This is a genomic window from uncultured Nitratireductor sp., from assembly GCF_913053745.1.
In the GTDB taxonomy this organism is placed as follows: domain Bacteria; phylum Pseudomonadota; class Alphaproteobacteria; order Rhizobiales; family Rhizobiaceae; genus Nitratireductor.
In genome coordinates, this window is the sequence record NZ_CAJXGF010000001.1 from 80,799 (window position 1) to 106,278 (window position 25,480).

General features: G+C 60.9%; 23 protein-coding genes and 1 tRNA gene. 9 read left to right on the forward strand and 15 right to left on the reverse strand.

What is annotated here, in order from left to right; translation table 11 throughout:
• Positions 1-27: 27 nt before the first annotated feature.
• The 4 genes from QZ638_RS00410 to QZ638_RS00425 all read right to left on the reverse strand — a co-directional run bounded on the left by QZ638_RS00410 (position 28) and on the right by QZ638_RS00425 (position 4,812).
• Positions 28-1,767: an ABC transporter permease subunit gene (locus QZ638_RS00410; RefSeq protein ID WP_295805693.1), complete on the reverse strand. Its 1,740-nt coding sequence runs from the start codon at positions 1,765-1,767 to the stop codon at positions 28-30.
• Positions 1,764-2,852, reverse strand: coding sequence for an ABC transporter ATP-binding protein (locus tag QZ638_RS00415; protein WP_295805695.1), 1,089 nt, complete (start codon positions 2,850-2,852; stop codon positions 1,764-1,766). The genes QZ638_RS00410 and QZ638_RS00415 overlap by 4 nt, the downstream gene beginning before the upstream one ends.
• A gap of 97 nt (positions 2,853-2,949) precedes the next feature.
• Complete coding sequence (locus QZ638_RS00420) at positions 2,950-4,011, reverse strand: ABC transporter substrate-binding protein (RefSeq protein WP_295805697.1); 1,062 nt, start codon at positions 4,009-4,011, stop codon at positions 2,950-2,952.
• Between the two features lie 30 nt (positions 4,012-4,041).
• Positions 4,042-4,812 carry an enoyl-CoA hydratase/isomerase family protein gene (locus QZ638_RS00425; RefSeq protein WP_295805698.1) on the reverse strand — a complete coding sequence of 257 codons (771 nt, stop codon included), beginning with the start codon at positions 4,810-4,812 and terminating at the stop codon, positions 4,042-4,044.
• A gap of 167 nt (positions 4,813-4,979) precedes the next feature.
• On the opposite strand from QZ638_RS00425, the gene QZ638_RS00430 reads away from it, so the two are divergent.
• The 4 genes from QZ638_RS00430 (at position 4,980) to QZ638_RS00445 (ending at position 8,706) form a co-directional block, all read left to right on the forward strand.
• Complete coding sequence (locus QZ638_RS00430) at positions 4,980-5,759, forward strand: IclR family transcriptional regulator (RefSeq protein WP_295805700.1); 780 nt, start codon at positions 4,980-4,982, stop codon at positions 5,757-5,759.
• Between the two features lie 75 nt (positions 5,760-5,834).
• On the forward strand, positions 5,835-6,182 hold the full coding sequence (locus QZ638_RS00435) for a (2Fe-2S)-binding protein (protein WP_366936188.1): 348 nt from the start codon (positions 5,835-5,837) through the stop codon (positions 6,180-6,182).
• On the forward strand, positions 6,167-7,534 hold the full coding sequence (locus QZ638_RS00440) for an NAD(P)/FAD-dependent oxidoreductase (RefSeq protein ID WP_295805702.1): 1,368 nt from the start codon (positions 6,167-6,169) through the stop codon (positions 7,532-7,534). The genes QZ638_RS00435 and QZ638_RS00440 overlap by 16 nt, the downstream gene beginning before the upstream one ends.
• Complete coding sequence (locus QZ638_RS00445; protein ID WP_295805703.1) at positions 7,531-8,706, forward strand: FAD-binding oxidoreductase; 1,176 nt, start codon at positions 7,531-7,533, stop codon at positions 8,704-8,706. The genes QZ638_RS00440 and QZ638_RS00445 overlap by 4 nt, the downstream gene beginning before the upstream one ends.
• 1,151 nt (positions 8,707-9,857) lie before the next feature.
• On the opposite strand, the gene guaA is transcribed toward QZ638_RS00445, so the two are convergent.
• A complete protein-coding gene (gene guaA / locus QZ638_RS00450) occupies positions 9,858-11,420 on the reverse strand; it encodes a glutamine-hydrolyzing GMP synthase (RefSeq protein ID WP_295805749.1) in 1,563 nt (520 codons plus the stop codon).
• 35 nt (positions 11,421-11,455) lie between these two features.
• Positions 11,456-11,935 (reverse strand): MarR family transcriptional regulator, encoded by a 480-nt coding sequence (locus tag QZ638_RS00455; protein WP_295805704.1) that lies wholly within the window; start codon positions 11,933-11,935, stop codon positions 11,456-11,458.
• 89 nt (positions 11,936-12,024) lie between these two features.
• Between QZ638_RS00455 and QZ638_RS00460 the strand changes: the two genes are divergently transcribed.
• Entirely contained in the window at positions 12,025-12,342 is a 318-nt protein-coding gene (locus QZ638_RS00460) for a hypothetical protein (protein ID WP_295805705.1), read from the forward strand.
• Between the two features lie 4 nt (positions 12,343-12,346).
• Here QZ638_RS00460 and QZ638_RS00465 read toward each other — a convergent pair whose 3' ends face one another.
• The 4 genes from QZ638_RS00465 to katA form a co-directional block, all read right to left on the reverse strand.
• A complete protein-coding gene (locus tag QZ638_RS00465) occupies positions 12,347-12,994 on the reverse strand; it encodes a 5'-methylthioadenosine/S-adenosylhomocysteine nucleosidase (RefSeq protein WP_295805706.1) in 648 nt (215 codons plus the stop codon).
• A complete protein-coding gene (locus QZ638_RS00470) occupies positions 12,991-13,443 on the reverse strand; it encodes a PaaI family thioesterase (RefSeq protein ID WP_295805707.1) in 453 nt (150 codons plus the stop codon). The genes QZ638_RS00465 and QZ638_RS00470 overlap by 4 nt, the downstream gene beginning before the upstream one ends.
• A 36-nt stretch (positions 13,444-13,479) precedes the next feature.
• Complete coding sequence (locus QZ638_RS00475; RefSeq protein ID WP_295805708.1) at positions 13,480-14,766, reverse strand: RsmB/NOP family class I SAM-dependent RNA methyltransferase; 1,287 nt, start codon at positions 14,764-14,766, stop codon at positions 13,480-13,482.
• Positions 14,767-14,884: 118 nt separating this feature from the next.
• A complete protein-coding gene (gene katA, locus QZ638_RS00480; protein WP_295805709.1) occupies positions 14,885-16,390 on the reverse strand; it encodes a catalase KatA in 1,506 nt (501 codons plus the stop codon).
• Between the two features lie 141 nt (positions 16,391-16,531).
• On the opposite strand from katA, the gene QZ638_RS00485 reads away from it, so the two are divergent.
• Positions 16,532-17,443 (forward strand): hydrogen peroxide-inducible genes activator, encoded by a 912-nt coding sequence (locus QZ638_RS00485; RefSeq protein ID WP_295805711.1) that lies wholly within the window; start codon positions 16,532-16,534, stop codon positions 17,441-17,443.
• A gap of 15 nt (positions 17,444-17,458) precedes the next feature.
• Here QZ638_RS00485 and QZ638_RS00490 read toward each other — a convergent pair whose 3' ends face one another.
• A complete protein-coding gene (locus tag QZ638_RS00490; RefSeq protein ID WP_295805712.1) occupies positions 17,459-17,878 on the reverse strand; it encodes an MAPEG family protein in 420 nt (139 codons plus the stop codon).
• Positions 17,879-17,975: 97 nt separating this feature from the next.
• Between QZ638_RS00490 and QZ638_RS00495 the strand changes: the two genes are divergently transcribed.
• Complete coding sequence (locus tag QZ638_RS00495; protein ID WP_295805713.1) at positions 17,976-18,656, forward strand: aquaporin; 681 nt, start codon at positions 17,976-17,978, stop codon at positions 18,654-18,656.
• 57 nt (positions 18,657-18,713) lie between these two features.
• Here the strand turns inward: QZ638_RS00495 and guaB are convergent, their stop codons facing one another.
• On the reverse strand, positions 18,714-20,216 hold the full coding sequence (guaB, locus tag QZ638_RS00500) for an IMP dehydrogenase (RefSeq protein ID WP_295805714.1): 1,503 nt from the start codon (positions 20,214-20,216) through the stop codon (positions 18,714-18,716).
• A gap of 299 nt (positions 20,217-20,515) precedes the next feature.
• Here guaB and QZ638_RS00505 point away from each other — a divergent pair, with 299 nt between their 5' ends.
• Entirely contained in the window at positions 20,516-21,934 is a 1,419-nt protein-coding gene (locus QZ638_RS00505; protein WP_295805715.1) for an MFS transporter, read from the forward strand.
• Positions 21,935-21,953: 19 nt separating this feature from the next.
• Here the strand turns inward: QZ638_RS00505 and QZ638_RS00510 are convergent, their stop codons facing one another.
• Positions 21,954-22,676, reverse strand: a complete 723-nt coding sequence (locus QZ638_RS00510; protein WP_295805716.1) for an RlmE family RNA methyltransferase — start codon at positions 22,674-22,676, stop codon at positions 21,954-21,956.
• Complete coding sequence (locus QZ638_RS00515; protein ID WP_295805717.1) at positions 22,673-24,064, reverse strand: Ppx/GppA phosphatase family protein; 1,392 nt, start codon at positions 24,062-24,064, stop codon at positions 22,673-22,675. The genes QZ638_RS00510 and QZ638_RS00515 overlap by 4 nt, the downstream gene beginning before the upstream one ends.
• A gap of 234 nt (positions 24,065-24,298) precedes the next feature.
• Here QZ638_RS00515 and QZ638_RS00520 point away from each other — a divergent pair.
• A tRNA-Gln gene (locus tag QZ638_RS00520) sits at positions 24,299-24,372 on the forward strand.
• 252 nt (positions 24,373-24,624) lie between these two features.
• Here QZ638_RS00520 and QZ638_RS00525 read toward each other — a convergent pair.
• Positions 24,625-25,197 (reverse strand): hypothetical protein, encoded by a 573-nt coding sequence (locus tag QZ638_RS00525; protein ID WP_295805718.1) that lies wholly within the window; start codon positions 25,195-25,197, stop codon positions 24,625-24,627.
• Positions 25,198-25,480: the final 283 nt, after the last annotated feature.

Here is a 25,480-nt window from a genome sequence, read left to right on the forward strand (position 1 = left end):
CACTGTCCTGAAGCAACCGCCCGCGCCTCAACGGCGCAAACGGTCGGCAACGAGCAGGATCGCCGTGACGATGACAAGCACCACCACGGAGACGGCAGCCAGGGTCGGATTGAGTTGCAGGATCATGTCGTCCCACATCTGCTTGGGAAGGGTGGATTTCAGCCCGCCGCTCACGAAGATGGCGATTGTTAGTTCGTCGAAGGACGTGACGAAGGCGAACAGGAATGCCGAAATGACCCCGCCGCGGATCAGAGGTACGGTAATCAGGCGCAGAACCTGGAACCGCCCCGCGCCAAGCGATGCGGCCGCCTGATCGAGACGCCAATCATACCCTTTGAGCACCGCGGCGATCGCAACGAAAGTGAAGGGAATGGAGAGAACCGTGTGGCCGATCACGAGCCCCAGATTGGTCGCCACCAGCCCCATCTGCGCGAACAGGTAAAACAATCCGACTGCAATCACGATGCGCGGCACGATCATCGGCGCCAGCATGAAGGCGAACACCACCCCACCGAAGCGGGAACGCGAACGGGCAATGGCAAGGGCGGCCAATCCACCGATAGCTGTCGCCGCGATGGCGGTCGCGAAGGCGACCCCAAACGAGCGAACCGTCGCGGAAATCCATATCGGCGAATTGAAATAAAGGCTGAACCAGCGCGTGCTGTATCCCGGCGGCGGAAACTCCAGGAAATCCGAGCTTGTAAAGGCGATGGGGATCACCATCAGCGTCGGCGCCACCAGGAAAAAAACGATCAGCGCGACATAGCCCGGCAGGATCTTCCCGCGGCCTCCTTGGGAAAACCGACCGGTTACCGCCGACGTAATCCACGCAAGCTTCTCAAGAAGGGCAAAGCCAAAACGACGTGTCCAGGCGGACGACGTTTTATCGGCCGTGCTGCTTCCCGCTGATAGCGATGCCAGGCCGAAAAGGTGATTATAGATCCAGCACGCGATGAGGGCCGACACCAGCAGCATGGTCGCGAGAACTCCGGCGAACGCCCAGTTCACCAATTCCTGCACCTGAATGATGATGAGCTGCGCGAGCATGGTCTGCTGTCGTCCCCCCAAAAAGGCCGGGACGATAAAGAAGCCGAGCGATGTGATGAACGTAAGCAGGCCGCCTGCAGCCATTCCGGGAATGGACAGCGGAAAATAGACCATCCAGAAACGATGGGCACCATTGGCCCCCAGCGTGCCGGCCGCCTGGGACAACCGCGTATCTATTCCGCTCATCACGGGCATCATCGTGAGAACCGCGAGCGGCATCATCGCATGCACCATGCCGACGATCACTCCGAACTCATTGTACATGAGCGGCAGCGGACTGTCGGTGATCCCTGCACCGCCCAGAAGCCGGTTCAACACGCCCTGATTGCCAAGCAGCAGCATCCAGGCGAAAGCCTTGACCAGATAGCTCGTCCAGAACGGGACCAACACCAAAAGCAGCATCTGATTTCGTCGTTGCTCTTTGAGCTGGGAGAGCCAATAGGCAAGCGGATAACCGAGCAGCAGCGAAAAAAAGGCGGTCAAACCCGCGATCCGGAACGTGATTATGAGGATGCGCCAATATACCTCCGTATGGAGAAGGCGATCATAATGCTCGGCCGTCAGGCTGCCGGTATCTCCCTGAATGCTCAGGAAAAGAAGCCGACCCACGGGAATGAGGAAAAAAACGACCAGGAACGCAATCGCTGGCGCGGCAAGCCACAATGCGTTGGCGCGCAGGCGAAAGGTTCGTGGCGAGGCGGAAAGGCCGGCCGCAGTCATGAAACCACCACCGCAACATCGATGGGCCAGTGATAGGTGAGAGAATCGCCAAGCGCTGGCAGCGTGGTCGCCGGGTCATGACGCACCGATACTGTTTCTCCGTCCTGCAAGGTCAACACCAGACGAGTGTCCGACCCCACATAGATGATTTCGGTAACCGTTCCGGTGATGTCGTTTTCCCCGGCCCCCGCGGGACCCGGGCGCAATTGCTCTGGCCGCAGAACCAGCCCTGCCTTGCCGTTGACGAGCGGGCCGCAATTTTCTTGCCTCGCTTCAAAACTGCCATTGGAATTGGCCACGACAATGCGGCCGTCGCCTGCATCGGAAACCTTGCCGATGAAAAGGTTCGAAAGCCCGATGAAGCGAGCCGAAAAAATGCTCTTGGGCCGCGAATAGATTTCGCGCGGCGTGCCGATCTGCTCGACACGTGCATGGTTCATAAGGCAGATCCGATCCGAAAGAACCAGCGCCTCCTCCTGATCGTGGGTCACATAGATAACGGTGGTTCCGAATTCCCGATGCAGCCGCTTGATTTCGAATTGCATGTGCTCGCGAAGGTTTTTATCGAGCGCGCCCAACGGCTCATCCATAAGGACGATCTGAGGGCGGTAAACAAAGCAGCGCGCAAGCGCCACGCGTTGCTGCTGACCGCCGGAAAGCTCGCGCGGAAAACGGTCGCCATACTGTTCGAGCTGCACCTTGGCCAAGGTTTCGCGAACGCGTTCGCGGACTTCGTTCGTCGGTGCGCCGCGCATTTTCAGCGGGAAAGCGATGTTCTCGCCAACCGTCATATGGGGAAAGAGAGCGTAGTGCTGGAACACCAGCCCCATGTCGCGCCGGTGCACAGGCGTCGCCGTCTCGTCGCGGCCGTCCACATGCAGCGTTCCCGTGGTCGGTTCTGTCAAACCCGAAATCATCTGTAGCAGTGTCGTCTTGCCCGAGCCGGAGGGGCCAAGCAGCGTCACGAATTCTCCCGCGTTCACGGTCAACTCGGTCGGCTCCAGAGCGACCACTTCGCCATAGCGCTTCCCAAGCCCGCTTATCTTCAGCTTCGGCAACGCGTTCTTAGAGTCCACATGCACCATCGTTCATCCTGAATAGGTCAAAGCGCACGCCCGAGGTCGGGCGTGCCCGTGCGCAACCGGCTCGATGCAAGCCGGTCGCTCACCAGAGAAGCAATTGCTAGATCAGAAGCCAGGCGTTGAAACGCTCGGTAACGTCTGCGCGGTTCTCGCTCCACCAGTCTTCGCTCGCCAGCCGCATCTGCGAGATGTTGGCCGGCGCAGTCGGTAAGACCTTGGCGCGTTCCGCATCGATGCTGTCATAGGCTTTCTGATTGGTCGGCCCATAGGCAAGCTCGCTTGTGTAGAGCGCCTGTTGTTCCGGTCGCGTGCAGAATTTGACAAACTCGCGCGCGGCATCAGCCTTCGGGTTTCCCTTGGGAATGCCCCAGCCCTCGACCGAATACAGTCCCTGATTCCAGACAAGTTCGGCAGGAGCACCACCATCAATGGCCGCCTGAAGACGCGCATTCCAGCCGGAAATCATGTCAACCTCGCCGCTCTGGAGCAGCTGGGTGGATTGTGCGCCGCCAGTCCACCAGACATCAATATGCGGTTTGATCTTGTCGAGACTGGCGAAAGCCCGATCGAGATCGAGCGGATACAGATCGTCCAGCGGCACACCGTCGGCCAGAAGCGCTTGTTCCAGCGTATCGATAGGATTTTTACGCAGGGCGCGGCGGCCCGGGAACGCTTCGACATTCCAGAAATCCGTCCAGGACTTTGGTGCGTTCTCCTTGAGCTTGTCCGTGCGGTAGGCGAAGATCGTCGAATAGACATCCGTGCCGACGAAATTGGTGAACAGCGCTTCTTTCATCATGCCTGGAGCATCCGCCGCTTCCACGCCAGTCGGCTCGAGCAGATCCTGCTCCTCCAATATCATCCGTGCCGAAAGGGTAAGAGTGCACACATCCCAGATGAAGGTTCCCGTCTCGACGATCGACTTGAACTGCGCAGTGGGCTCCGCCTCCCGCGCCACATTGGCAATCGTCATTCCGGTTTCTTTCTCGAAAGGGGCGTAAAACGCCTTGCGGAAAGCCGGGCTGAACGGTCCGCCGGGATCGGCCACGGTAAGAGTCGTCGAACCGTAAGCCGGGCGCAGGATCGCCGGTGCAGCCAGTGCCGCGCCTGCTCCCAAAAGCACGGTACGGCGAGTCAAAGAGATGTTGTTTTGCTTTGTCATTTCGTTCCCCTTTTCTCCAGTTAAGCAGCTTTACGCGCTTTTGGCCCTGCGCTTCGCGAGAAAAGCCTCCATCATGCGGGCCGGCTCTCCTGTCGCGTAGGCTTCACGCTGAATGCGAATGCCCGCGCTGAGCGCATCCTGCAGGCTCGCTTCCGTCATCTCGCGGAAACGCTGACGATCGAGCCGCATCGCGACAGGTGGCTTCGATGCCAGTTCCACCGCAAGCTTCATGGCTTCTTCGGCCACCTTGTCCTGCGGAACCAGCCGATTGATGAGACCGATCCTTTCGGCTTCGTCCGCGTCCATCAGGCGGCCGGTAAGCGTCAGGTCGATCGTGCGCGCCATACCCAGCATTTCCCGCATGATCCACGGGCCGGTCGTGCTGGGAATTCCGGAGTTGATCTCCGGCTGTCCCATGCGCACACCGGCGTGTCCTATTCGCAGATCGCAGAGCAGGGCGACCTGAAACGCCGACCCCGCCGCAACGCCATTCAACGCAGCGATGATCGGTTTCGAAAGCCTGCGGAAGCGGTCATAAAGTTTTTCCCACTCGCCGATCCAGACCTCGGCACGGTCCGCATCGAACGACTTTGTCTCGTTCAAGTCCTGTCCGGCACCAAAAGCGCGATCCCCCGCGCCAGTCAGGATGACGGCCCGGACCGCGTCATTGTCTTCGGCCTCCGCCAGGGCGTCCATCAGCTCTTCTCGCATGGTCGCGTTCCAGGCGTTCATCACCTGCGGTCGGTTCAGCGTGATCTTGAAGACGGAACCTTCGACCTCAGTGAGGATGAATTCACGCATTTGCCACTCCAGCTATTTCTATGCAATAATTATTATTGTATTTTGAACGTAACGTTTTCATTATGTCAAGCTCGCTTCCCGTTTTTTGCCGAATGGGCTAGAGGGCCTATCCGACATCTGCACCGCTTCCGGTCGTAATTCGACCTCTGGCAAAAGGACCCATTCCAGTGACAAGCAGGGAAAAACCGTCGAAATCCGATCCGTTGATGGTGCGTTCCGTCGAGAAGGCCTTCCGCGTTCTCTCCGCATTCAATGCTGAGCGCTCAACCATGAACCTGTCCCAGATCGCGGCGGAGACCGATCTGGACATGAGCGCAGCGCAACGCTTCACACACACGCTCGTGAAACTGGGATACCTCAACAAGAGCCCGGCCACACGGCAGTTCGAACTCAGCGTGAGGACGCTCGATCTTGGCTATCACTTCACGCGCGCCAACCGCCTTATGGAAAGAGCGCTGCCCTATCTGCAGCACCTGAGCAAGGAAACCGAGGAAACGGTCAATCTGACCATTCCGGATGACACTGAGGTGGTTTTCGTCTCACGTTTCCTCAGCCGACACGTGCTCAATACCGATGTCATTTTGGGAACGAGGCTTCCCGCCTATTGCACAGCACCAGGGCTTGCCATCCTGTCACGGCTGCCCGCGAGTGAAGCGACAGCCATCATCGAGGCTTCGGATCTACGCCCGTTCACGCCGCACACCGTCTGGGACAAGACTGAGATTGAGGCGCGGGTCGCCGAGGCCAGCCAATCCGGCTTTGCTGTCGCGTGCGAGGAGATCTACCACGGCGACGGCTCCGTTGCCGCAGCCATTCTCGATACGGTCGGTCGCCCGATTGCGGCAATCAACATCGCGACTTCGCTGGCGCGCTACACCCACTCCGAACTCGTCGAGCGGTTCGCTCCACTTGTCGTTGCCGCTGCAAGGTCAATCTCCAAACTCTGAACGCAGCCTGTTGACAATTCATCGATTGGATTCAATCATTTTCATAACGATAATAATTATTGCTATTCAATAGATATGTCTTCCAGCGATCGAGCAAGCGCCAGTGAAGCCCAATTTGTAGCGGTGGGGCGTCGTATCGGTACACCCTTACGGTTTCGCATCGACGGGCACGTCATATCGGCCAATGCGGGAGAAAGCGTACTTTCCGCCGTGCTCCAGAACCGTCATGTGTTGCGGTACTCGGAATTTACCGAAGAGCCGCGTGCGGGATTCTGCCTGATGCGAGCCTGTCAGGATTGCTGGGTTTGGAGCGTCGAGGGAAAGCGCATTCGAGCGTGTTCGACACCGGCTTCCCCTGAGTTGGATCTCTTGACATCGCCTCCCGCGCGGCTGACGGGAAACAGACCTTGCGCCAAATCCTGATCATAGGCGCAGGTCCGGCCGGAATGAGTGCCGCCGTCGCACTGGCGGAGGCGGGCGTTCGCCCCACCGTCATCGATGAGAACAGTCTCGCAGGCGGACAGGGTTTTCGGCAAACCAACGCTGACATCGAACTCGACACCCGTGCAATCTACGGGCACGAGTACAATAAACACCAGAACCTTCATTCCAGGTTTCGTGGATGCCTCGACAAGATCGACTATCGTCCATCGACACTTGTCTGGGCCATTCATGGCGGCAAGGCGCATACACTCAATGCGGAAGGCTTCTCCGAAATTGCCTTTGATGGTCTTATCCTGGCCCCCGGCGCCACAGACCGGCTGATGCCCCTGCCCGGCTGGACGCTTCCCGGCGTTTTCTCGCTCGGCGCCGCCCAGGTCGCGCTTAAGGACCAGGGCTGTTTCATTGGTCGCCGGATCGTATTCGCCGGCAGTTCGCCGCTGCTCCTGCTGGCCGCCCTGCAATATCACAAGCTTGGCGCACGACAGCTTTGCGTGCTCGATACGACCCCGCTGCGTCAAAAACTCCGTGCCGCGCCAGGCCTTCTTCAATCCAGTCGAACTTTCGTGCAGGGTCTCTCTTATCTATGGTCGCTGAAAAAGCGCGGTGTGCCTGTCCATAGCGGTGTCAAACTGCAAGGAATTGAAGGGCAAGGCCGGGTGGCTGCGATACGATATGCTGATGCATGGGGCAGGAAGCATCGTATCGCTTGCGACGCCGTTGCGCTCGGATATGGGCTGCGTGCCGAAACCCAGCTGCCGGAACTTGCAGGGGCGGAATTCCAGTTCGACCACGGCCTTCGCCAATGGCTGCCGAAGATCGACACAAGCGGGCGCGCCGGAGACTGCCTTTACATAGCCGGCGACGGCGCGGCGACTGGCGGCGCAGACGCCGCCATCGCCAGCGGCATGCTTGCCGCCACGGGATTGCTGGGCGATCTCGGCATGTCGCAGATCGGCAAGGATAGAAGGGACCTGCAACGGCAGGTCTGCAAATTGCGCAGGTTTCAGCATCATCTCGCAAAGGCTTTCCGCTGGCCCCATGAAACAGCACAGACCCTGCCCGACCATACAATCGTCTGTCGTTGCGAGAACGTAACGGCAGGTGACATACGCGCGGCAGCGAAGCAGGCGCTCGGCCCCATCGAGCTGAACCGCATGAAGGCCATCACCCGCTGCGGCATGGGCCGCTGTCAGGGACGCTTCTGCAGCGCGGCGCTTGCCGAAATAACCGCCGCGGCATGTGGAAAACCTATCGATGCAGTCGGCCGACTGCGCGCTCAGGCGCCCGTCAAGCCAGTGCCATTGTCCACGTCGGAAACCACCGCCCGATGACACAGGAAACGGAGACGATCATCATCGGCGGCGGTCTGATCGGCGCGTTCACTGCTTATTTTCTCGCGCGTGAGGGGCACCCGGTGACGGTGCTCGAGAAAGGCTTCGTGGGGGCACAATCCAGTGGAGCGAATTTCGGGAATCTGCGCCTTCAGGGGCGCGACCCTTATCAATATCCGCTTTCCCTGAGGGCACAGGCCATATGGGAAACATTCGAAGAAACCACCGGTGAGAGCTTCGAATACGATCGCACCGGTCATCTCTACATCGCCAGGAACGAGCCGGAACTCGCCAAGCTGGAGCACCATGCGGAAATTGCGCGGGGACAAGGCCTGAATATCGAAATGCTGGCAACGAAAGCCTTGAAGAAGCGCTTCCCCTATCTCGCCGAGGACACGCTTGCCGCCACCTTTTGCGGCCGCGATGCAACCGCCAATCCGCGACTCGCCACGCCAGCCGTCATGCGCGTGGCACAACGGTTCGGCGCAAGAATCATCGAGCATTGCGAAACGCTTTCAACCCTCCACACCGGCTCACGTTTCGAGGTGGAAACCACAAAAGGATCGTTCGTATCGAGTTCGCTGGTCAATGCAGCAGGTGCCTGGGGCGGTGCGATCGCCGCACGTTTCGGCGAGCTGGTGCCGGTGTTTTCCGCAGGGCCGCCGCAATTCGTGACCGAGCCCTTTCCACATGTGATCCAACCCTCCATGCAAATGGTGAACGGCAGCGTCATCTTCCGTCAGATACCGAGGGGCAATGTCATTGTTGCAGGTTATCCGCGCACGGCGAGCGAAGCGGATGGCAATCACACATTCGTCCCTCCGGGCAAAACCCTTGCGGGAATGGAGGCCCTTGGAGCCGTCGTTCCTCTCCTGCGCGATGCGCACGTCATCCGCGTCTGGTCGGGCGTCGAGGGCTATTTGCCCGACATGCGCCCGATTATCGGGCCCAGCCGGAAACAAAACGGTCTTTTCCACGCCTTTGCCTGCTGCGGCCACGGGTTTCAGATCGCTCCAGGAATAGGCGCCGTGCTCAGCGAACTGATCCGAACCGGACACAGCGATACGCCAATTGAAGCTTACGATATCGAACGCTTTAGAAATCAGGTGCCCGACAACGAGAAATTCATTCGGGAGTTCGACATCCGCACGGCAGGCCCCGCTGCCGGCTGACACCCGATAGCGTTTTACAGCCAGGTGGAATCACCTGACTCTCGCGGAAAACGGAAAGGTTGAAAGTCCCTGTGCGTCCAGGCGAACGCACGGCGCCCTCGTGAATCACGGAGCAAGAGTTTCACTGACAATTTCAGGTCTTGGCGAGGCGATATCACGTTGCCGGCATACAAGTGCGTTGAGGTCCGCCCAACGCTGCTCACGAAGGGCTTCCATGACTTTCCGTCCCGTCATGATCTGGCGGCAGCGCCCGAGCGGCTCCGCCAACGACAAACGGCGCTGAACTGCCCTGCGCGACGGTTCAATCAAGCAGCGCGAGCACGACGCGAATTTCGGTCGGGACAGAATTCCGTCTCTTGGTTCAAACGTGGCAATCGGGGAAGACCCTGCCTCATCTGCGGAGTTCTTGATCTGTCCTCGGTGTAGAATCGCGAACGCAGAAATCTGTTTGATAATGCCGCGGACATGGATGACAGTCGCCTGTGCTTCGCGAACCGTGACCTGCCAAAGCGCTGCCCGACATCTTCTGCTTTCGAGTCTCTCAAAAAAGCAGCTCTTGAACGCAGCCAGAATATCACGATTGAAAATCGATCTCGCAATGCCCGAGTGCTATCAGCCATGCGTGCGTCCTGAAGCGAATTCTTATCGAGCGCTCCGGAGCTCTAGAGATCTTTCAGTCGCTTTCGCTGCTTCTCTTGAGCGGGTTAACTCGCTTCCGGATACTCATTGCCGTGTGCCGAAATACTTCTCGCGCGCAATCGTCGGAGGAATCCCGGCCCTCCATATCGCCCTAGGGCGACGGTTTCCCTTGGAGCCGTAGACGCTTGGTCGCAACGAAACGATACCGCTCACAGACAATGCGCATGCATCGAACTTGTATGTCTTATTCGGTGTCGGTTGTTTGAGCGCTGCATCCGTAAGCGTTTCACCACCAAAAGGGAAAATACCGTCACAAGAACCGAACGGCTCGACGGTATTCGCTGGAGCGTCGCAATCCGAGCCATCGGCATACCGCCAAACACATCGTTGGAGCGATTTGCATGCCCAGTCCGACACGGGCTGATCAAAACGGGATCAGTCTGGGAAATTCATTTATTCAATGAGTTAAGTCTGGCGCAGGCTTACTCGCACCAGCCTCTCTTGGAAAATCGCTATTCCCATTCGATGGTGCCGGGCGGTTTGGAGGTTACGTCGTAGACCACGCGATTAATGCCCTTCACCTCGTTGATGATGCGCGTCGCCGCGCGGCCGAGGAACTCCATATCGTAATGGTAGAAATCGGCCGTCATCCCGTCGACCGATGTCACCGCGCGCAGCGCACAGACGAATTCATAGGTGCGTCCGTCGCCCATAACACCCACGGTCTGCACCGGCAGAAGCACGGCGAAGGCCTGCCAGATCGCGTCGTAGAGACCGGCCTTGCGGATTTCGTCCAGATAGATCGCATCGGCCGAGCGCAAGATTTCCAGCTTCTCGCGGGTTACACCACCGGGACAGCGAATGGCCAGGCCCGGTCCCGGGAAAGGGTGGCGGCCAATGAAGCTCTCGGGCAGGCCGAGTTCCTTGCCCAGCACGCGCACCTCGTCCTTGAACAGTTCGCGCAGCGGTTCCACCAGGCTCATATTCATGCGCTCGGGCAGACCGCCCACATTGTGGTGCGACTTGATCGTGACCGAAGGGCCGCCGGTGAACGAGACGCTTTCGATGACGTCTGGATAGAGCGTGCCCTGCACCAGGAAGTCCGCGCCGCCGAGTTTCATGGCCTCTTCCTCGAACACTTCGATGAACAGGCGGCCGATGGTCTTGCGCTTCTTTTCCGGGTCGCTCTCACCTTCCAAGGCGCCGACGAAACGATCGGAGGCATCCACCAGAATGAGCGGCAGATTGTAATGCTCGCGGAACATAGCGACCACTTTGGACGCCTCGTTCTTTCGCATCAGCCCGTGGTCGACCAGAATGCAGGTGAGCTGATCGCCGACGGCTTCATGCGTAAGCAGTGCGGCAACGGAGGAATCGACACCGCCGGAAAGCGCGCAGATAACCTTGCCATCGCCCACCTGCTTGCGGATCGCCTCGATGGCCTGCTCACGATAGGCGGCCATCGTCCAGTCACCGCGAAGACCCGCGATCTTGTGCACGAAGTTGGAGAGCAGTTTCGCACCGTCCGGCGTGTGCACCACCTCGGGATGGAACTGCACGCCGTAATATTTGCGCTCGTCGTCGGCAATGGCCGCGAAGGGAGCCCCTGTCGATGTACCCACCACGCGGAAACCGGACGGTATCGCCGTCACCCGGTCGCCATGGCTCATCCACACCTGGTGGCGCGTGCCCCTGGCCCAGACATCATCGAACAGCGGACAATCGTCTTCGATCTCGAGAAAGGCACGGCCGAATTCGCGATGGTCGGACCCCTCCACCTTGCCGCCGAGCTGGGCGCACATGGTCTGCTCACCGTAGCAGATTCCGAGCACCGGCAAACCGGAATCGAAGATCGCCTGCGGCGCGCGCGGGCTGCCGATATCGACTGTGGAGGCCGGGCTTCCGGACAGGATGACCGCCTTGGGCGCAAGGCGTACGAACGCCTCGTCGGCCGACTGGAACGGAGCGATTTCGCAATAGACTCCGGCCTCGCGCACCCGCCGCGCAATGAGCTGCGTGACCTGGCTGCCGAAATCAACGATGAGAACTGTGTCGGGATTGGATATCGTCATGATGAGCCTTTAATGAAACCCCTGCCGCTTCGCAACCTCTATCCCTCCCGATCTCCCCGGATATCGTCATTGGCCGACGACGCCAGCGCCGCGAGTGCGGATTTGAGTGCGGCCAGCCCTTCCGGCCCGAGCAGATTGCGATAGCGTTCCTCGAGCTCGAGCTTGATGCGGTTGGCTTCCTGGAGGGCCGAACGCCCCTTCTGTGTGTGGGCAACGATTCGCGCACGCTTGTCGCGCGGATCCGACATCCGGCGAAGAACGCCCTCCCCCTCCAACCCGTCGATCAATTGCTGAACCGCCTGCTTGGAGATCCCCATCCGTTCGATCAACACCGATTGCGGCGTGCCCCGGCGTCCCACATGCCCCAGAAGCGAGGCGCGTGCATCGGTCATCCAACCATGCCCGGCCGCGCGCATCGCCTCGACGAAGGCGGCCCGCCAGGCGCTATTGGCTTGCGAGAGGCGCCATCCCACATGATCGGGCCAATCCTCATCTTTTTTGTCAAGACTCTTGACCATTCTGTCGTCGCGCCTTATTCGTCAAGATACTTGACTATATAACCGCCATGGCATCGATGCAAATCGGCGCCGAAACGCTGGAGCATGTGATGACCATCCTCACCAAAGAGAACCTGCAGTTTTTGATTCCGGGAACAACGCATATTCTTGAGCGCAACGGAGAAGATGCCTTCGTCTATCTTGGACGGGACGGGAGGGGACATATGCTGCTGGACACCGGCGAGACCCGTTCGGGTTCATGGCGCCTTCTCGACGATGGCTACGCAACGCATTGGGACGGCGGTCAGGAAGGCGATTGGATGCTGGACGCCACTGCCGAGGGCGTGTTTTACATCTCGCGCAATGGAAAGCAGCGCCTCAAGCTGCGCGGCATTCTGTTCGGCAATGCGAAAAACCTGCCGCAATAGAGGATCACCCGACGAGCAGACCATCCGCGATCGCCCGCTCCAGGCGATCCACCGTATCGGCGAGCTTCTTGTCGATCACATGCAGATAATCCGTCCAGTCCGTCACGCGCTGAAGCTCCGCCGCACCGTCCGAAATGCCGCGCAGCGCCACGAGGTCCAGACCGAAGCGCTGGCAGGCGCGCAAAACCGCAAAGGTTTCCATGTCCACCATGTCGGCGTCGATGCCGTCATAGGCAACGCCCGACACGATGTTGCCGCCGGTTGAAAGCGTCGCCTCGCGGATGCCGGGAATGCGATGCCGCAAGGGCATGATCGCCGGCAGGTCGAGAAACGGCGTCACCCCCTTTTCGAAGCCGAGCGGCGAGGCGTCCATGTCGCGGTAGGACACCGCCGTCGCCTGATAGATTCCCGTCTGCTCGAGCGTCCGGCTCCCCGCCGAACCGAGCGAGACGAGGAGATCGGGCAAATGCCCTTCGGCATCGAGAAGGGCCAGCTCCGCTCCAAGAACGACACCGGCCTCAACCGGGCCGACGCCGGTCATCAACGGCGTGAAACGCTTTTGCAATTGCGGCCCGTACTCGGCCTCCGCCGCCATGACGAAAAGGACGCGCTTTCCGGCCAGGACGGCCGGCTCCACCGGTGCCCGCGTCATCCTTCCAATCCTTCGCGCCCGACAATGGTCATCATGGTTCCGGTCATGGTGGCGATCAATTTTGCATCTCCCTCGGACGAGTATCCATAGGCCTGGCCGTCGGCGACAATGATGGTGCGGCCGGGCTTGGTAACGGTACCGCGAAACAGAAAGCGCTCCCCACGCCCCGGCGCAAGCAGATTGACCTTGAATTCGATGGTCAGCACTGCCGCATCCTCGGGCATGAGCGAAAAGGCGGCATAACCGCAAGCCGAATCGAGCGCAGTGGAAATCACACCGGCATGGAGAAAACCGTGCTGCTGGGTCAGCGCTTCCGCATAAGGCATCTCGATCTCGACGATACCCGGGGTTACGAGCGTCAGCTCGGCGCCGATGGTCCGCATCATTTTCTGGCGGGCGAAGCTGGCACGCACCCGCGCCTCGACATCCACTGGATTGGCCTCAATCATTGCCGGATAAACCTCCTTGGCCGTAGCTCCCGCCCATCAGCACCGTTCTAGCGCGGCAAAATGGAAGCCGTCCGTTGCCGTGCGGCTGGGCGAAAGAGCAATGCCGGTCGTCTTGTCGATCCTTGCTCTCGCTCCCCGGCCGGGGAAGTGGCGCTCCCACAGCGCATCATGGTCCACCGGGCGGAATTCCGGATTGGCTTCGATGAAGGCCCTCACCTGATCGTCGTTTTCCTCGGCAAAGACGGAACAGGTGATATAGGCAAGCCGCCCGCCCGGGCGCACGAAGCGTGCCGCCTTGGCGAGAATGTCGGACTGCTCGGCCTGACGCTGTTCAAGCTGTTTCTCGCCGAGCCGCCATTTGGCGTCGGGTCTGCGCCGCCATGTGCCGGCTCCGGTGCAGGGCGCATCGACGACGACCAGATCGAACCGGGCCTCATCCGGGGCGAGCGCATTTTCGTCTGCCACCGCCTGAACATTGCGGCAGCCGGCCCGCTTCAAGCGGTCGAAGATAGGAGCGAGTCGTTGCTTGTCCGCGTCGAAGGCACGAATCTGACCGGTGTTCTCCATCATCGCCGACATTGCGAGCGATTTGCCGCCAGCTCCCGCGCAAAAATCGAGCACCTGCATTCCCGGGACTGCTTCCGCAAGTGTGGCGACGATCTGCGAGCCTTCGTCCTGCACTTCGAACCAGCCTTTCTGGAAGGCGGGTTCGGCCTGGACGTTGGGGTGTCGCCCCTGCCCCTCGATGGCGGCGATCCTCAACCCCTGCGGGGCCAGTTCGCAGGGGCGCGCGCCGGCACGCGCCAGCGCGCGCGCCACCTTGTCGCGCGTCGCCTTGAGCGTGTTGGTGCGCATGTCGAGCGGCGGTCGGTTGGCAAGGGCCGCAGCCTCGCCCACCCAGCCGTCGCCCCAGGCGCGCTTCAAAAGCGGTTCGCACCATGGCGGGCACTCGGCCCGCACTCCATCGGGCGCCGCATCCAGCGGATGTGCCTGAAGACAGGCGGCTTCATCGTCGGAAAGCGGGGGTGGAGCGAAATTGTCCTCCGCCAAGGCCTCGTTCAGGACCTGCGATGTGTATCCGCCTTCGATCATCAGCGCGCCGAAAGCGAGTGCGCGCGGGCTTTCCTCCTGAAAAATCCAGGTTGCCGAGCGCCTGCGGCGCAGCGCATCGTAGACGATGTTGCCGATTGCCGCGCGATCCTTGGATCCGGCGAAGCGATGGGATAGACCCCAATCTCTGAGCGCGTCCGCCGCCGGCCGATAGCGCCGGTCGATGTCTTCCAGAATCTCGATTGCCGCTGCCAGCCGTCCGCCAAGTCGCATGTGAATCCTTCGCCGGTTACCCGAATGGCGCACAGCTAGCCGGAACCGGGCGTTTGCACAAGCGAAACGGGCGTGGATCGCTCCACGCCCGCCACTTATCAAAGCCTTTCGGAACAGCCTATTCGGCCGCGTGCTGCGGCGTCTTGCCGGTCACCGGCACTGCATTGGCCTCGTAGCCGTGAGCTTCCTTCAGCGCCTTTCGCACACCGTTCCCGTAGTCGGCGTGCACCTTGTCGAAATGCGCCAGTTGCCGCTCGATGATTTCACCTGGAACGCCGCCCATGGCTGCAGCGATGTTGGAGAAGAGCCGGTTCTTCTGGCCTTCGTCGAAGAGGTTGAACAGTGCGCGCGGCTGAGCGTAATCGTCGTTGCCGATACGATGGTTGTAACGGTCCGCATCGCCGGAAATCTTGAGCGGCGGCTCCTTCGCGGCAGTGTCCTCCACGGGACCATCGAACGAGTTCGGCTCATAATAGGCGTCGGGGTTGCCCGTCTTGATGCCACCGAACGTGTTCATCTCGCCATCGCGGTGATAGTGATGAACAGGACATTTCGGCTGATTGACCGGAATGGTCTCGTAATGCGTGCCCAACCGGTAACGGTGCGCATCCGCATAGGAGAAGACGCGCGCCTGCAACATCTTGTCCGGCGAATGACCTATACCGGGAACGATGTTGGAGGGTGAGAAGGCCGCGTTCTCGATCTCGGTGAAATAGTTGTCCGGATTGCGGTTCAACTCCATCACGCCGATATCGATCGGCGGATACTCCGCATGCGGCCACACCTTCGTCAGATCGAACGGATTGTAGGAGGTTTTCTCCGCATCCGCCTCAGGCATGATCTGCACCTGCACCTTCCACTTCGGGAACTCGCCGCGCTCTATCGTGCCGTAGAGCTCTTCCTGGTAGCTCTCGCGGGTCTTGCCCACCACCTCCTCGGCTTCTGCATTGGTGTGATGTTTGTGGCCCTGCACGGTCTTGAAGTGAAATTTGACCCAGAAGCGCTCGCCCTTGTCGTTCCAGAGCGAATAGGTGTGTGAGCCGTAGCCGTTCATATACATCGGCGCGACCGGCAGGCCGCGATCGGACATGAGAATGGTGACCTGATGCAGGCTTTCGGGCGACAGCGACCAGAAATCCCACATGGCCGTCGGCGAACGCATATTGGTGCGCGGATGGCGCTTCTGTGTGTGGATGAAATCCGGAAACTTGAGCGGATCCCGGACGAAGAAAACCGGTGTGTTGTTGCCCACCAGATCCCAGTTGCCGTCCTCGGTGTAGAATTTCAGTGCGAAACCGCGCACGTCGCGCTCGGCGTCGGCCGCGCCTTGCTCTCCGGCAACGGTGGAGAAGCGCGCGAGCATCGGCGTCTCCGCGCCCGGCTGCAACGCCTTGGCGATGGTATATTTCGAAATATCGCCGGTAATCTTGAGCACGCCGTGCGCGCCCCACCCTTTTGCGTGAACCACACGCTCGGGAATGCGTTCGCGGTTCTGGTGCGCAAGCTTCTCGATGAGCTGATAGTCCTGAAGAAGAACCGGTCCCTTCTCACCCGCAGTCACGGAATTCTGGTTGTCGCTGACGGGGGCGCCAGCGGACGTGGTCATCGTGCGTTTGTCTGCCATGAAAGATACTCCCTTGCTTGCTCTCCGGGGCTTGCCCGGTTGCCGGTCTGAACCGCGGCGTGGCTTGGAACAATTCTAAGGTAGTCACGCCACTCGATAAATTCCAATTGTCTTTCATATTCGATGCGATAACTTTGGCTTATGATACGACTGACCATCAGACAGATGCAGTATTTCGAGCGGCTCGCCGAAACGCTTCATTTCGGACGTGCGGCCTTGAGTTGTGGCGTCACCCAGCCGGCATTGTCGTCCCAGATTTCCGAAATGGAAGCGCAGCTTGGCTTCAAACTGTTCGAGCGCGGCAGCGGAGCCGTTCGCCTCACCGCGGAGGCTCAGACACTTTTGCCCCGTGTCGTGCGTATCCTTGCGGAGGTTCGCGCGCTTGAAGGCGAGGCGCAGCGAGAACGCAAGGCGCTTGAAGGCCGCTTCCGCCTCGGGGTGATTCCCACCATCGCCCCCTATCTTCTGCCCGAACTTTTGCCGCTTTTGAAACAGCGCTTCCCGCAATTGCGGCTGGAGGTGCGTGAGGCCGTGACCGATGCGCTGGCTGAAGACACCGCAACCGGGCGCCTCGACGCGATGATCGTTGCCGAACCGATGGACGACAGCCGGCTTGCCCAGGAAACCCTGTTCGCGGATCCATTCTTCCTGGCGGTTCCAAGCGGGGATGCCGAACGCCTCGCTCCGCCCGTGGCGCAGGAGAGCATGGCGCTGGAGCGGCTGATGCTCCTGGAAGACGGTCATTGCATGCGCGGCCAGGCGCTCGAAATCTGTGGCCGGGTCAAACCGGTGACGATGGAGACCTTCGGCGCAACGAGCCTGACGACGCTTTTGCATATGGTGTCGCATGGGATGGGCGTCACCCTCATACCGCAAATGGCGCGCGCCTCGGCAAAGCGACTGCCGTCCGTCAGCGTGCTGCCGTTTCTCGACCCCAGCCCTTCCCGCAACATATGCCTCGCCGGCCGCAAGTCCAACCCGCGCAATGCCGATTTTGCGGCCCTGCGCGAAACGATCTTGCAAGCGCATGAAAACCTGCTCGCTCGCGCCTGACCCCTTGGTGGAGATTTAGCCGCCGATCAGGAGATTGATGGCAAGCAGCACCCACATAACGCCCAGAGCCAGAAAACCCAGTGTGAAAATCGGCTGGCGATAGCGGATGCGGTTCGAGGTGACATGCACATAGGTATGGGCATAACGCGACAGGGCGAAGATCCAGGCAAGCCACACTGCCGCCTGTCCCACGCCGCCCGTCGCAAACAGCGCAAGGCAAGCGGCGTGGAAGAGCACCGGCAATTCGAACTGGTTGGCGAGATTGTTGCGCACAAACAGGCTTTCGGCCGGCTCGTCCTGGTTCTCCCTGAACTGGGAAACTCTCGCGCTACCGCTCGCAACAGCCCTCTTCCGCCGCATGGCGATCAAGACATATACCCCGTAAACGAGTGCCACATGCGCGATCATCGGCCAGAAAATAACGTTTTGGGACATGGCCGGCGCCTCCCTCATAGTCTCTGAATCCTGATTTCCCCATCAGCGATGAAAAACGGACGCTTTGCAAGGGTGCCCCTATCGCAAGGATGAAATCATGAAAGCCTACGTCGCTGAATGTTTCGGCACGTTCTGCCTGGTGTTTTTGGGTTGTGCGAGCGTGATTGCCGGAGGATACGGCAATCTCCTGCCGCTTGGCGGTCTCGGAATCGCGATATCGTTCGGCGTCGCGATGGTTGCCATGGCCTATGCCATCGGTCCCGTTTCCGGCGCGCATCTCAACCCGGCCGTCACGGCCGGCGTTTTCTTGTCCGGGCGAATGCCGGCAAAAGACGTTGTGCCCTATATGGTCGCTCAAATAACTGGCGCCGTTATCGCGGCCGCGGCGCTCTGGAGCCTCGCGCGCGGTGCGAGTGCCGTCGCGCCGGTCTCCCGCGCCGCAAATGGTTGGGATGCTGCGGGCCTCTACCCCATGCCCACCGCATTTGCCTTCGAGGCTCTCGGCACTTTCATCTTCGTGATTGTGATCCTTGGCGTGACGGCGAAGAAGCACCGCACGCCGTTGGCCGGTGTGGTCATCGGGCTAACGCTTACGGCGATACACCTGTGTCTGATTCCGGTCACCGGCACATCGGTCAATCCTGCCCGCTCGATCGGCCCCGCTCTTTTTTCAGGCGCGCGCGAAATGAACCAGCTCTGGCTCTTTATCGTCGCACCCCTCGCCGGCGCTTCCCTCGCCGGCCTTGTCGCCAGGACCGCTCTTCTGGAACGAACCTGAGGCAAAGAAAAAGGGCCTGACGGCCCTTCTTCGGAACACAGCGATGCGCGCTTTCTCTCAGGCGCCGCCCGGATAGTTGGGGCTCTCACGGGTGATCGACACATCGTGAGCGTGGCTCTCGCGAAGACCGGCGCCGGAAATGCGCACAAAGGTGGCCTTGTCGCGGAACTCTCCAAGGTTGGCCGCGCCCACATAGCCCATGGCTGCCTTGAGGCCGCCGGCAAGCTGGTGCAGCACACCGCCCGCCGGTCCCTTGTAAGGCACCTGCCCTTCGATGCCCTCGGGCACGAGCTTCAGCGTGTCGCGCACTTCAGCCTGGAAATAACGGTCCGCCGATCCGCGCGCCATCGCACCGACCGATCCCATGCCGCGATAGGCTTTAAAGGAGCGTCCCTGGTGCAGATACACCTCGCCCGGACTTTCGTCCGTGCCGGCGAGCAGCGAGCCAACCATCGCGGCGGATGCGCCTGCGGCCAGCGCCTTGGCGAGATCGCCGGAAAACTTGATGCCGCCGTCGGCGATCAGAGAGACACCCGCCTTGTCCGCGACCTCCACCGCCGACATGATCGCCGAAAGCTGCGGCACACCCACGCCGGCAACGATGCGGGTGGTGCAGATGGAGCCCGGTCCGATGCCGATCTTGACGCCATCCGCGCCCGCATCGATCAGCGCCTTGGTGCCGTCCGCGGTCGCCACATTGCCGGCCACGATGCGCACGGTGCTGGAAAGTTTCTTGGCGCGCGCCACCGCGTCGAGCACACGCTGCGAATGCCCGTGCGCTGTATCGATCACCAGAAGATCGACGCCGGCATCGATGAGACGTTCGGCACGTTCGAAACCGTCGTCGCCGACACTGGTCGCCGCAGCGGCGCGAAGACGCCCCTGCGCATCCTTGGAAGCGTGGGGGTTGAGTTGCGACTTCTCAATGTCCTTGACCGTGATCAGGCCGACGCAATTGCCCGCGTCGTCGACAACCAGAAGCTTCTCGATACGGTGTTGATGAAGAAGTCGCTTGGCTTCATCCTGTGCCACACCGTCCTTCACCGTAACCAGACCCTGATGTGTCATCAGTTCGCGCACATGCTGGTCGGGGTCGGAAGCGAAACGCACATCGCGATTGGTGAGGATGCCGGCAAGACGTCCGGTCGTGTGACCGCCGGCGCCGCCATTCTCCACCACCGGAATGCCTGAAATGCCGTGCGCCCGCATCAGCGCCTGCGCCTCGGCCAGCGTCGCGTCCGGACCGATCGTGATCGGGTTCACCACCATGCCGGATTCGAACTTTTTCACCTGGCGCACTTCCTCGGCCTGCTCGGCCGGCGACAGGTTGCGATGGATGACGCCGATGCCGCCGGCCTGTGCCATGGCAATGGCAAGCCGCGCTTCCGTCACCGTATCCATTGCCGCCGAGAGGATCGGGATGTTGAGATCGATGTCGCCGGCAATGCGCGTGCGCACATCCGTCTGGCCGGGCATCACTTCGGAATGGCCGGGCTGCAGGAGGACGTCGTCGAAAGTAAGCGCCTCGGCGCCGGTTGCTGTCTCGATGATTTTTGCCATGGCCGACCCTTTGGAATGAGAGGACGCGCGACCCCACCACGAAATGGCACGGCCCCGCTTGTTTGATTCCCTTTCAGGATTGGCGCTGGCTGGTACCACGTCAGCGCCAGCTTGAAAAGGTGGTGCATTCCATGCGCGACGATTGTTTCGTCCACACGACATGACAGCACCAACACCAGCCCGCCTCTGCCACAGGACAAACCCGCCTGCCCGTGCTAAAGCCCGCATGCTGATCCGGCCTGTCCACTCCTCCCTCCCCGCACCTCCAGCACGGCAGACCGGCACAGGAACAAGAAGCCTTGAACCGCACATTGCCGCTCATACTCGCCGTCGCGCTCTTCATGGAGCAGATGGACTCGACCGTCATCGCCACCTCCCTGCCGGCCATCGCCGCCGACATCGGCACAAGCCCCGTTACCCTGAAACTGGCGCTGACGAGCTATCTCGTCTCCCTGGCCATTTTCATCCCCGTCAGTGGCTTTATGGCGGATCGCTACGGCGCCAAACGCGTGTTTCGCATCGCCATCGGCGTCTTCGTGATCGGCTCCATCGCCTGCGCCTTCTCCAATTCGCTCGGCGCGTTCGTGCTTTCCCGTTTCCTGCAAGGCATGGGCGGCGCGATGATGACGCCCGTCGGCCGACTGGTTCTCGTGCGCGCCGTGCCGCGCGAACAGCTTGTCACGGCAATGGCCTGGCTTGCCGCCCCGGCCCTGATCGGACCCATCGCCGGTCCACCGCTTGGCGGCTTCATCACCACCTATTTTTCCTGGCACTGGATTTTTCTCATCAACGTGCCCATCGGCCTGTTGGGCATTGTCATTTCAGGCCGCGTAATGCCCGATTTTGCCAAAGAGGAAACCGGCCGGCTGGACCTGTCGGGCTTCCTGCTGTGCAGCGTCGCCGCATCCGGCCTGGTGTTCGGCCTGTCGGTCATCAGCCTGCCTGCATTGCCGCCTGTCGTCGGCATCTGCACGGTGTTTGTCGGCCTCGTCGCAACGGGGCTCTATGTACGTCATTCCCGCCGCGCGCCACGGCCCATCCTCAACCTCAACCTTTTTGCCAACCGTGCCTTCCGCTCGGCGATCATCGGCGGCTCGCTGTTTCGCATAGGCGTCGGCGCCGTCCCGTTCCTGCTGCCACTCATGTTTCAGGTCGTGTTCGGCCTGACGCCGTTCCAGTCGGGTCTTTTGACCTTCGCTTCGGCCTTCGGCGCCATCGCCATGAAATTCATCGCCAGCACCGCATTGCGGCTCGGCGGTTTTCGTGTCGTCCTGGTTGCCGCATCCCTGCTTGGCGCGGCAAGCATTGCCGTCAACGCCTTCTTCACGCCGTTCACGCCGCATGGGGTGATCATTGCCGTGCTTGTCGCCTCGGGCCTGCTGCGCTCGTTGTTCTTCACCTCGGCCAATGCCCTCGTGTTCGCGGAGCTCAGCGACCGTGAGGCAAGTCAGGCGTCCACCATGTCGGCCGCAACGCAACAGGTCAGCATCGCGCTCGGCGTCGCCGTCGGCGGAGGCATCCTCGAAGCCACCGCGTTCATCACCGGCAACGAGCTTGGCATCGACGCCTTTGTCAATGCCTTCCTCATCGTCGCGGGCCTCTCGGCGCTGGCAGCCGTCCCCTTCCTCACCCTGCCGCCGGAAGCCGGAAGCCGGGTCTCCGGTCACAGGCAGCGCAAGGCGGGCACACTTGCAGAACCCGCCCCGGCGGGCGAGTAAGGCGACCGTTTCAAGGCTCTTACCCGTCGTCCTGGGAAACGTTTTCCGTGCGGCCCTTGAAACCCTTGGCGAGCAGATAGAGCTCGACCGATTCAGCGCGCGAGGCCTGCGGCTTCACGTGATGGATCGTCTTGAAATTTCGCTTCAGCAGATCGAGCAGACCGGCTTCTGCCCCCCCCTGAAAGGTTTTCGCCAGAAAATGCCCGCCGGGCTTGAGCACCGAAAGGGCGAAATCCGCTGCCGTCTCGCACAGATGCATGGTGCGCAAATGATCGGTCCGGCGATGCCCGGTGGTTGGCGCGGCCATGTCCGAAATCACCAGGTCCGGTGCCTCGCCGAGCGTCTCGAGAAGGCGCTCGGGCGCATCGTCGTCGAGAAAGTCCATTTCCAGCACCACTGCACCCGGCACCGGGTCCATCCCAAGATAATCGATGCCGACGACCAGGGGGTTCTCGGGCGTCGATTTCACCCGTTCCGCCGCCACCTGGCACCAGCCGCCGGGAGCCGCACCCAGATCGATCACCCGCGCGCCGGGAGACAGAAGCTTGTGACGATCGTCGATCTCGGCCAGCTTGTAGGCGGCGCGCGAACGCATGCCCTCGGCCTGCGCCTTGTGCACATACGGATCGTTGAGGTGCCGTTCGAGCCAGCGGCGCGACGAATTTTTCAGCTTGCTCTTCTTCTTGACGCGTGTCTTCAGCGCGCGCGCGCCGCCCTTGCTCGTTGCCGGTTTCTTGCTCATACACCCCGTCCCGTCCGCCGCCGGCGACGCCAGGCGCCGTCGGCGGCCATCATTTCGTTCAACATGCCTTCGCGCAGGCCGCGGTCTGCCACGCGCAACCGCTGCGAAGGCCAACGGCGGCGTATGGCTTCCAGAATCGCGCAGCCGCCCAATACCAAATCGGCCCTGTCCGCGCCGATACAGGGGTTGGCTTTGCGCTGCTCGAAATCCCAGGAAAGCAATGTATCGATCATGCGGTCCACATTGTCCCGCTCCATCCAAAGTCCGTCGACCTGTCGGCGGTCGTAGCGCGCCAGACCGAGATGAACGCCGGCAAGCGTCGTCACCGTTCCCGACGTGCCGATGAGGTGAAAGCGCCCATTGGCGGCGATTTTAGAAAGCCGGCCGCCATCATCGAATCGGTCGAGCATCTCGCTCACCGCGTCCACCATGGCCGAAAAACTTTCACGGGTTACATGATGGCCACCGAAGCGCTCGGCAAGGGACACCACCCCCACCGGCAAAGAGGTCCAGGCAACGATATGATCCGCCAGCCGCGGCGTGCGATGACGGGAGATGTCCACCAGCGCGATCTCCGACGACCCGCCACCTATATCGAACAGAACGACGCCCTCGGTACCGCGCTCCACCAGCGTGCTGCAGCCGGCAACCGCGAGCCGTGCCTCCGTCTGCCTGTCGATGATCTCCAGCGTCAATCCGGTTTCGCGTTTCACGCGCTCGATGAAGGCCGCGCCGTTCTGGGCTGAGCGACAGGCTTCCGTCGCGATCAGCCGCATGCGCTTAGGCTTTCGGTGCCCCAGCTTGTCGGCACAGACCCCGAGCGCGGCAACGGCCCGATCCATCGCCGCGTCGCTCAGCCGACCTTCAAGCGAAAGCCCCTCGCCCAGGCGAACGATCCGAGAAAACGCGTCGACCACGCGAAAATGCCCCGGACGCGTGGGCACCGCCACCAGAAGCCGACAATTGTTGGTGCCCAGATCGAGCGCGGCATAGGATGCCCGCTGGCTCTCCTGCGGCGCTTCGCGACGACGCGCCTGCTGCGGCCGTTGCGGTTTCGTCGCGTCCTGTTGCGCCACCGCCTCCTGCGCGCCTGCGGCCTCGTCCACCGCTCCGCGCACGAAAGCCCGGCGCTTGCGCCGTTTTCTGCGCTTTCGTTTGCGCGCAGGTCCGTCCTGAGATGATGATTCTTCCCGTGGCGCGGGATCATCCGGGAATGCCCCCGCTTCCGGCCGCAAAGAAGCTCCCGCGGAAGAAGCGGATGCTTCACCCGTGCGGGCAGAGGGTCCGGCCGACCGATCGTCGAAGCCGAGGGTAGTTCCCCCATCCGACGCGGCATCCCGGACGACCTTCTCTACCGGCGAAACCTCGCCGTGGTCGTGGTTTTCCACCGCTGTTCCTTCGCCGCCGCGCAAGCCTTTTTTGGGCGCAGCAGGCGGCTCATCTCGTTTAGTTGGCTCCAGAGTAACAGCCCATGTCGGTTTCACCAAGAGCGGTATTGCCGGAAACACGACGATCGTGTGCCATCGATAAAATTGCCGTTGCCCGAATTGAATCCGCGTCCGGCCTTGACTATAAGACTCATATCGCTAAATAGCGTGGCGAACGCGGCCTGCGCCGCCTGCTGGGGAATAGGTTAACGGTAGACCCACGGACTCTGACTCCGTTAGTCCTGGTTCGAATCCAGGTTCCCCAGCCATTCCTTTCCAAACATTGATAGGCACCGCTTTCTCGCGCAATTTTGCGCGACATTTCAGCGGCTTGCGTGGCCGTCGGGCAGACGGAGACGGTGTTCCCGGTCCAGATCAAGGCTGGAATGGCCCGCAGTCTCACCAGACTCATTGGACGCTGAGAGTTTGCTAGCGGGTGCATCAAGGAACCATCGGTCGAGCCGGTGCATCGGAGACACCAGAAGCTTATTCACGCACCGCCGTATTGATGATGGCGTTTTTCAGAGTGCAGCGATGAGGCGACGTTGCGCCCGCCAGTCGATGGGCAGGTCGTTGCGCTGCAGCCATTCCGATGTCAGCCCGACCGGTTGTTCACCCCAAATGATGGACTGCAGGACAGCGGGTGCGAGGAAAGCGAGATCGATCAATTGCACGATGCGTGTTCTGGAGAGGTTTTCTCTCGCCGCGATCTCATCGATCGTGAAGCCTTCCTTGACCGCATCATGATACCGATGCGCGCGTGCAATGTTGCGGATCAGAACCTGATCGACAGCTTTTTGCTCGGTATGTGCAACCACCAGCTTCATCTCGACACCGCGCTTGCGGAACTGGAAGGCGGTGGCAAAACACAGCCTTTCAGCATTGAGCCTGTCGGCCGGAACATTCAAAATCGCAGCCACAGCATCTGCCTGCAACACGATCTTTATCTCCCCTGGAGTTACCCTCGCCTGCTCGATGCCATCTAGGATCAGCGCCAACTCCTGGCGGGAAGTTCCTGTTGCATCATCGCAGTCGAGTATCCTCAGAATCCGGGCGATCTCGTCTGTGGACGGCTGCTGCAACAGATCGGCCACAACATGTTTCCGCAGATGCGCAAGAACGACCTTGCCGAGTTGGTCTTCCAGTGCCTTGGCCGGCAGCCGCCAGCCATTGGACACGCTTTCGGCAGTTTGCCCCTTGCCCGAGATCAGCCGGCTCGAGACATAGTAGCGATATCGTCTTCCCTTCTTCTCGGCATGGCTCGCCGTCAAGCGATCGCCGGTCTCATCACGAAGTTTGCCGGCGAGAAGCGATGTGTTCGGCATGCTTCCCGAGCGGTTTCTTTTTCGTGAGGCCTCAGCACGCGGTCGAAACTGA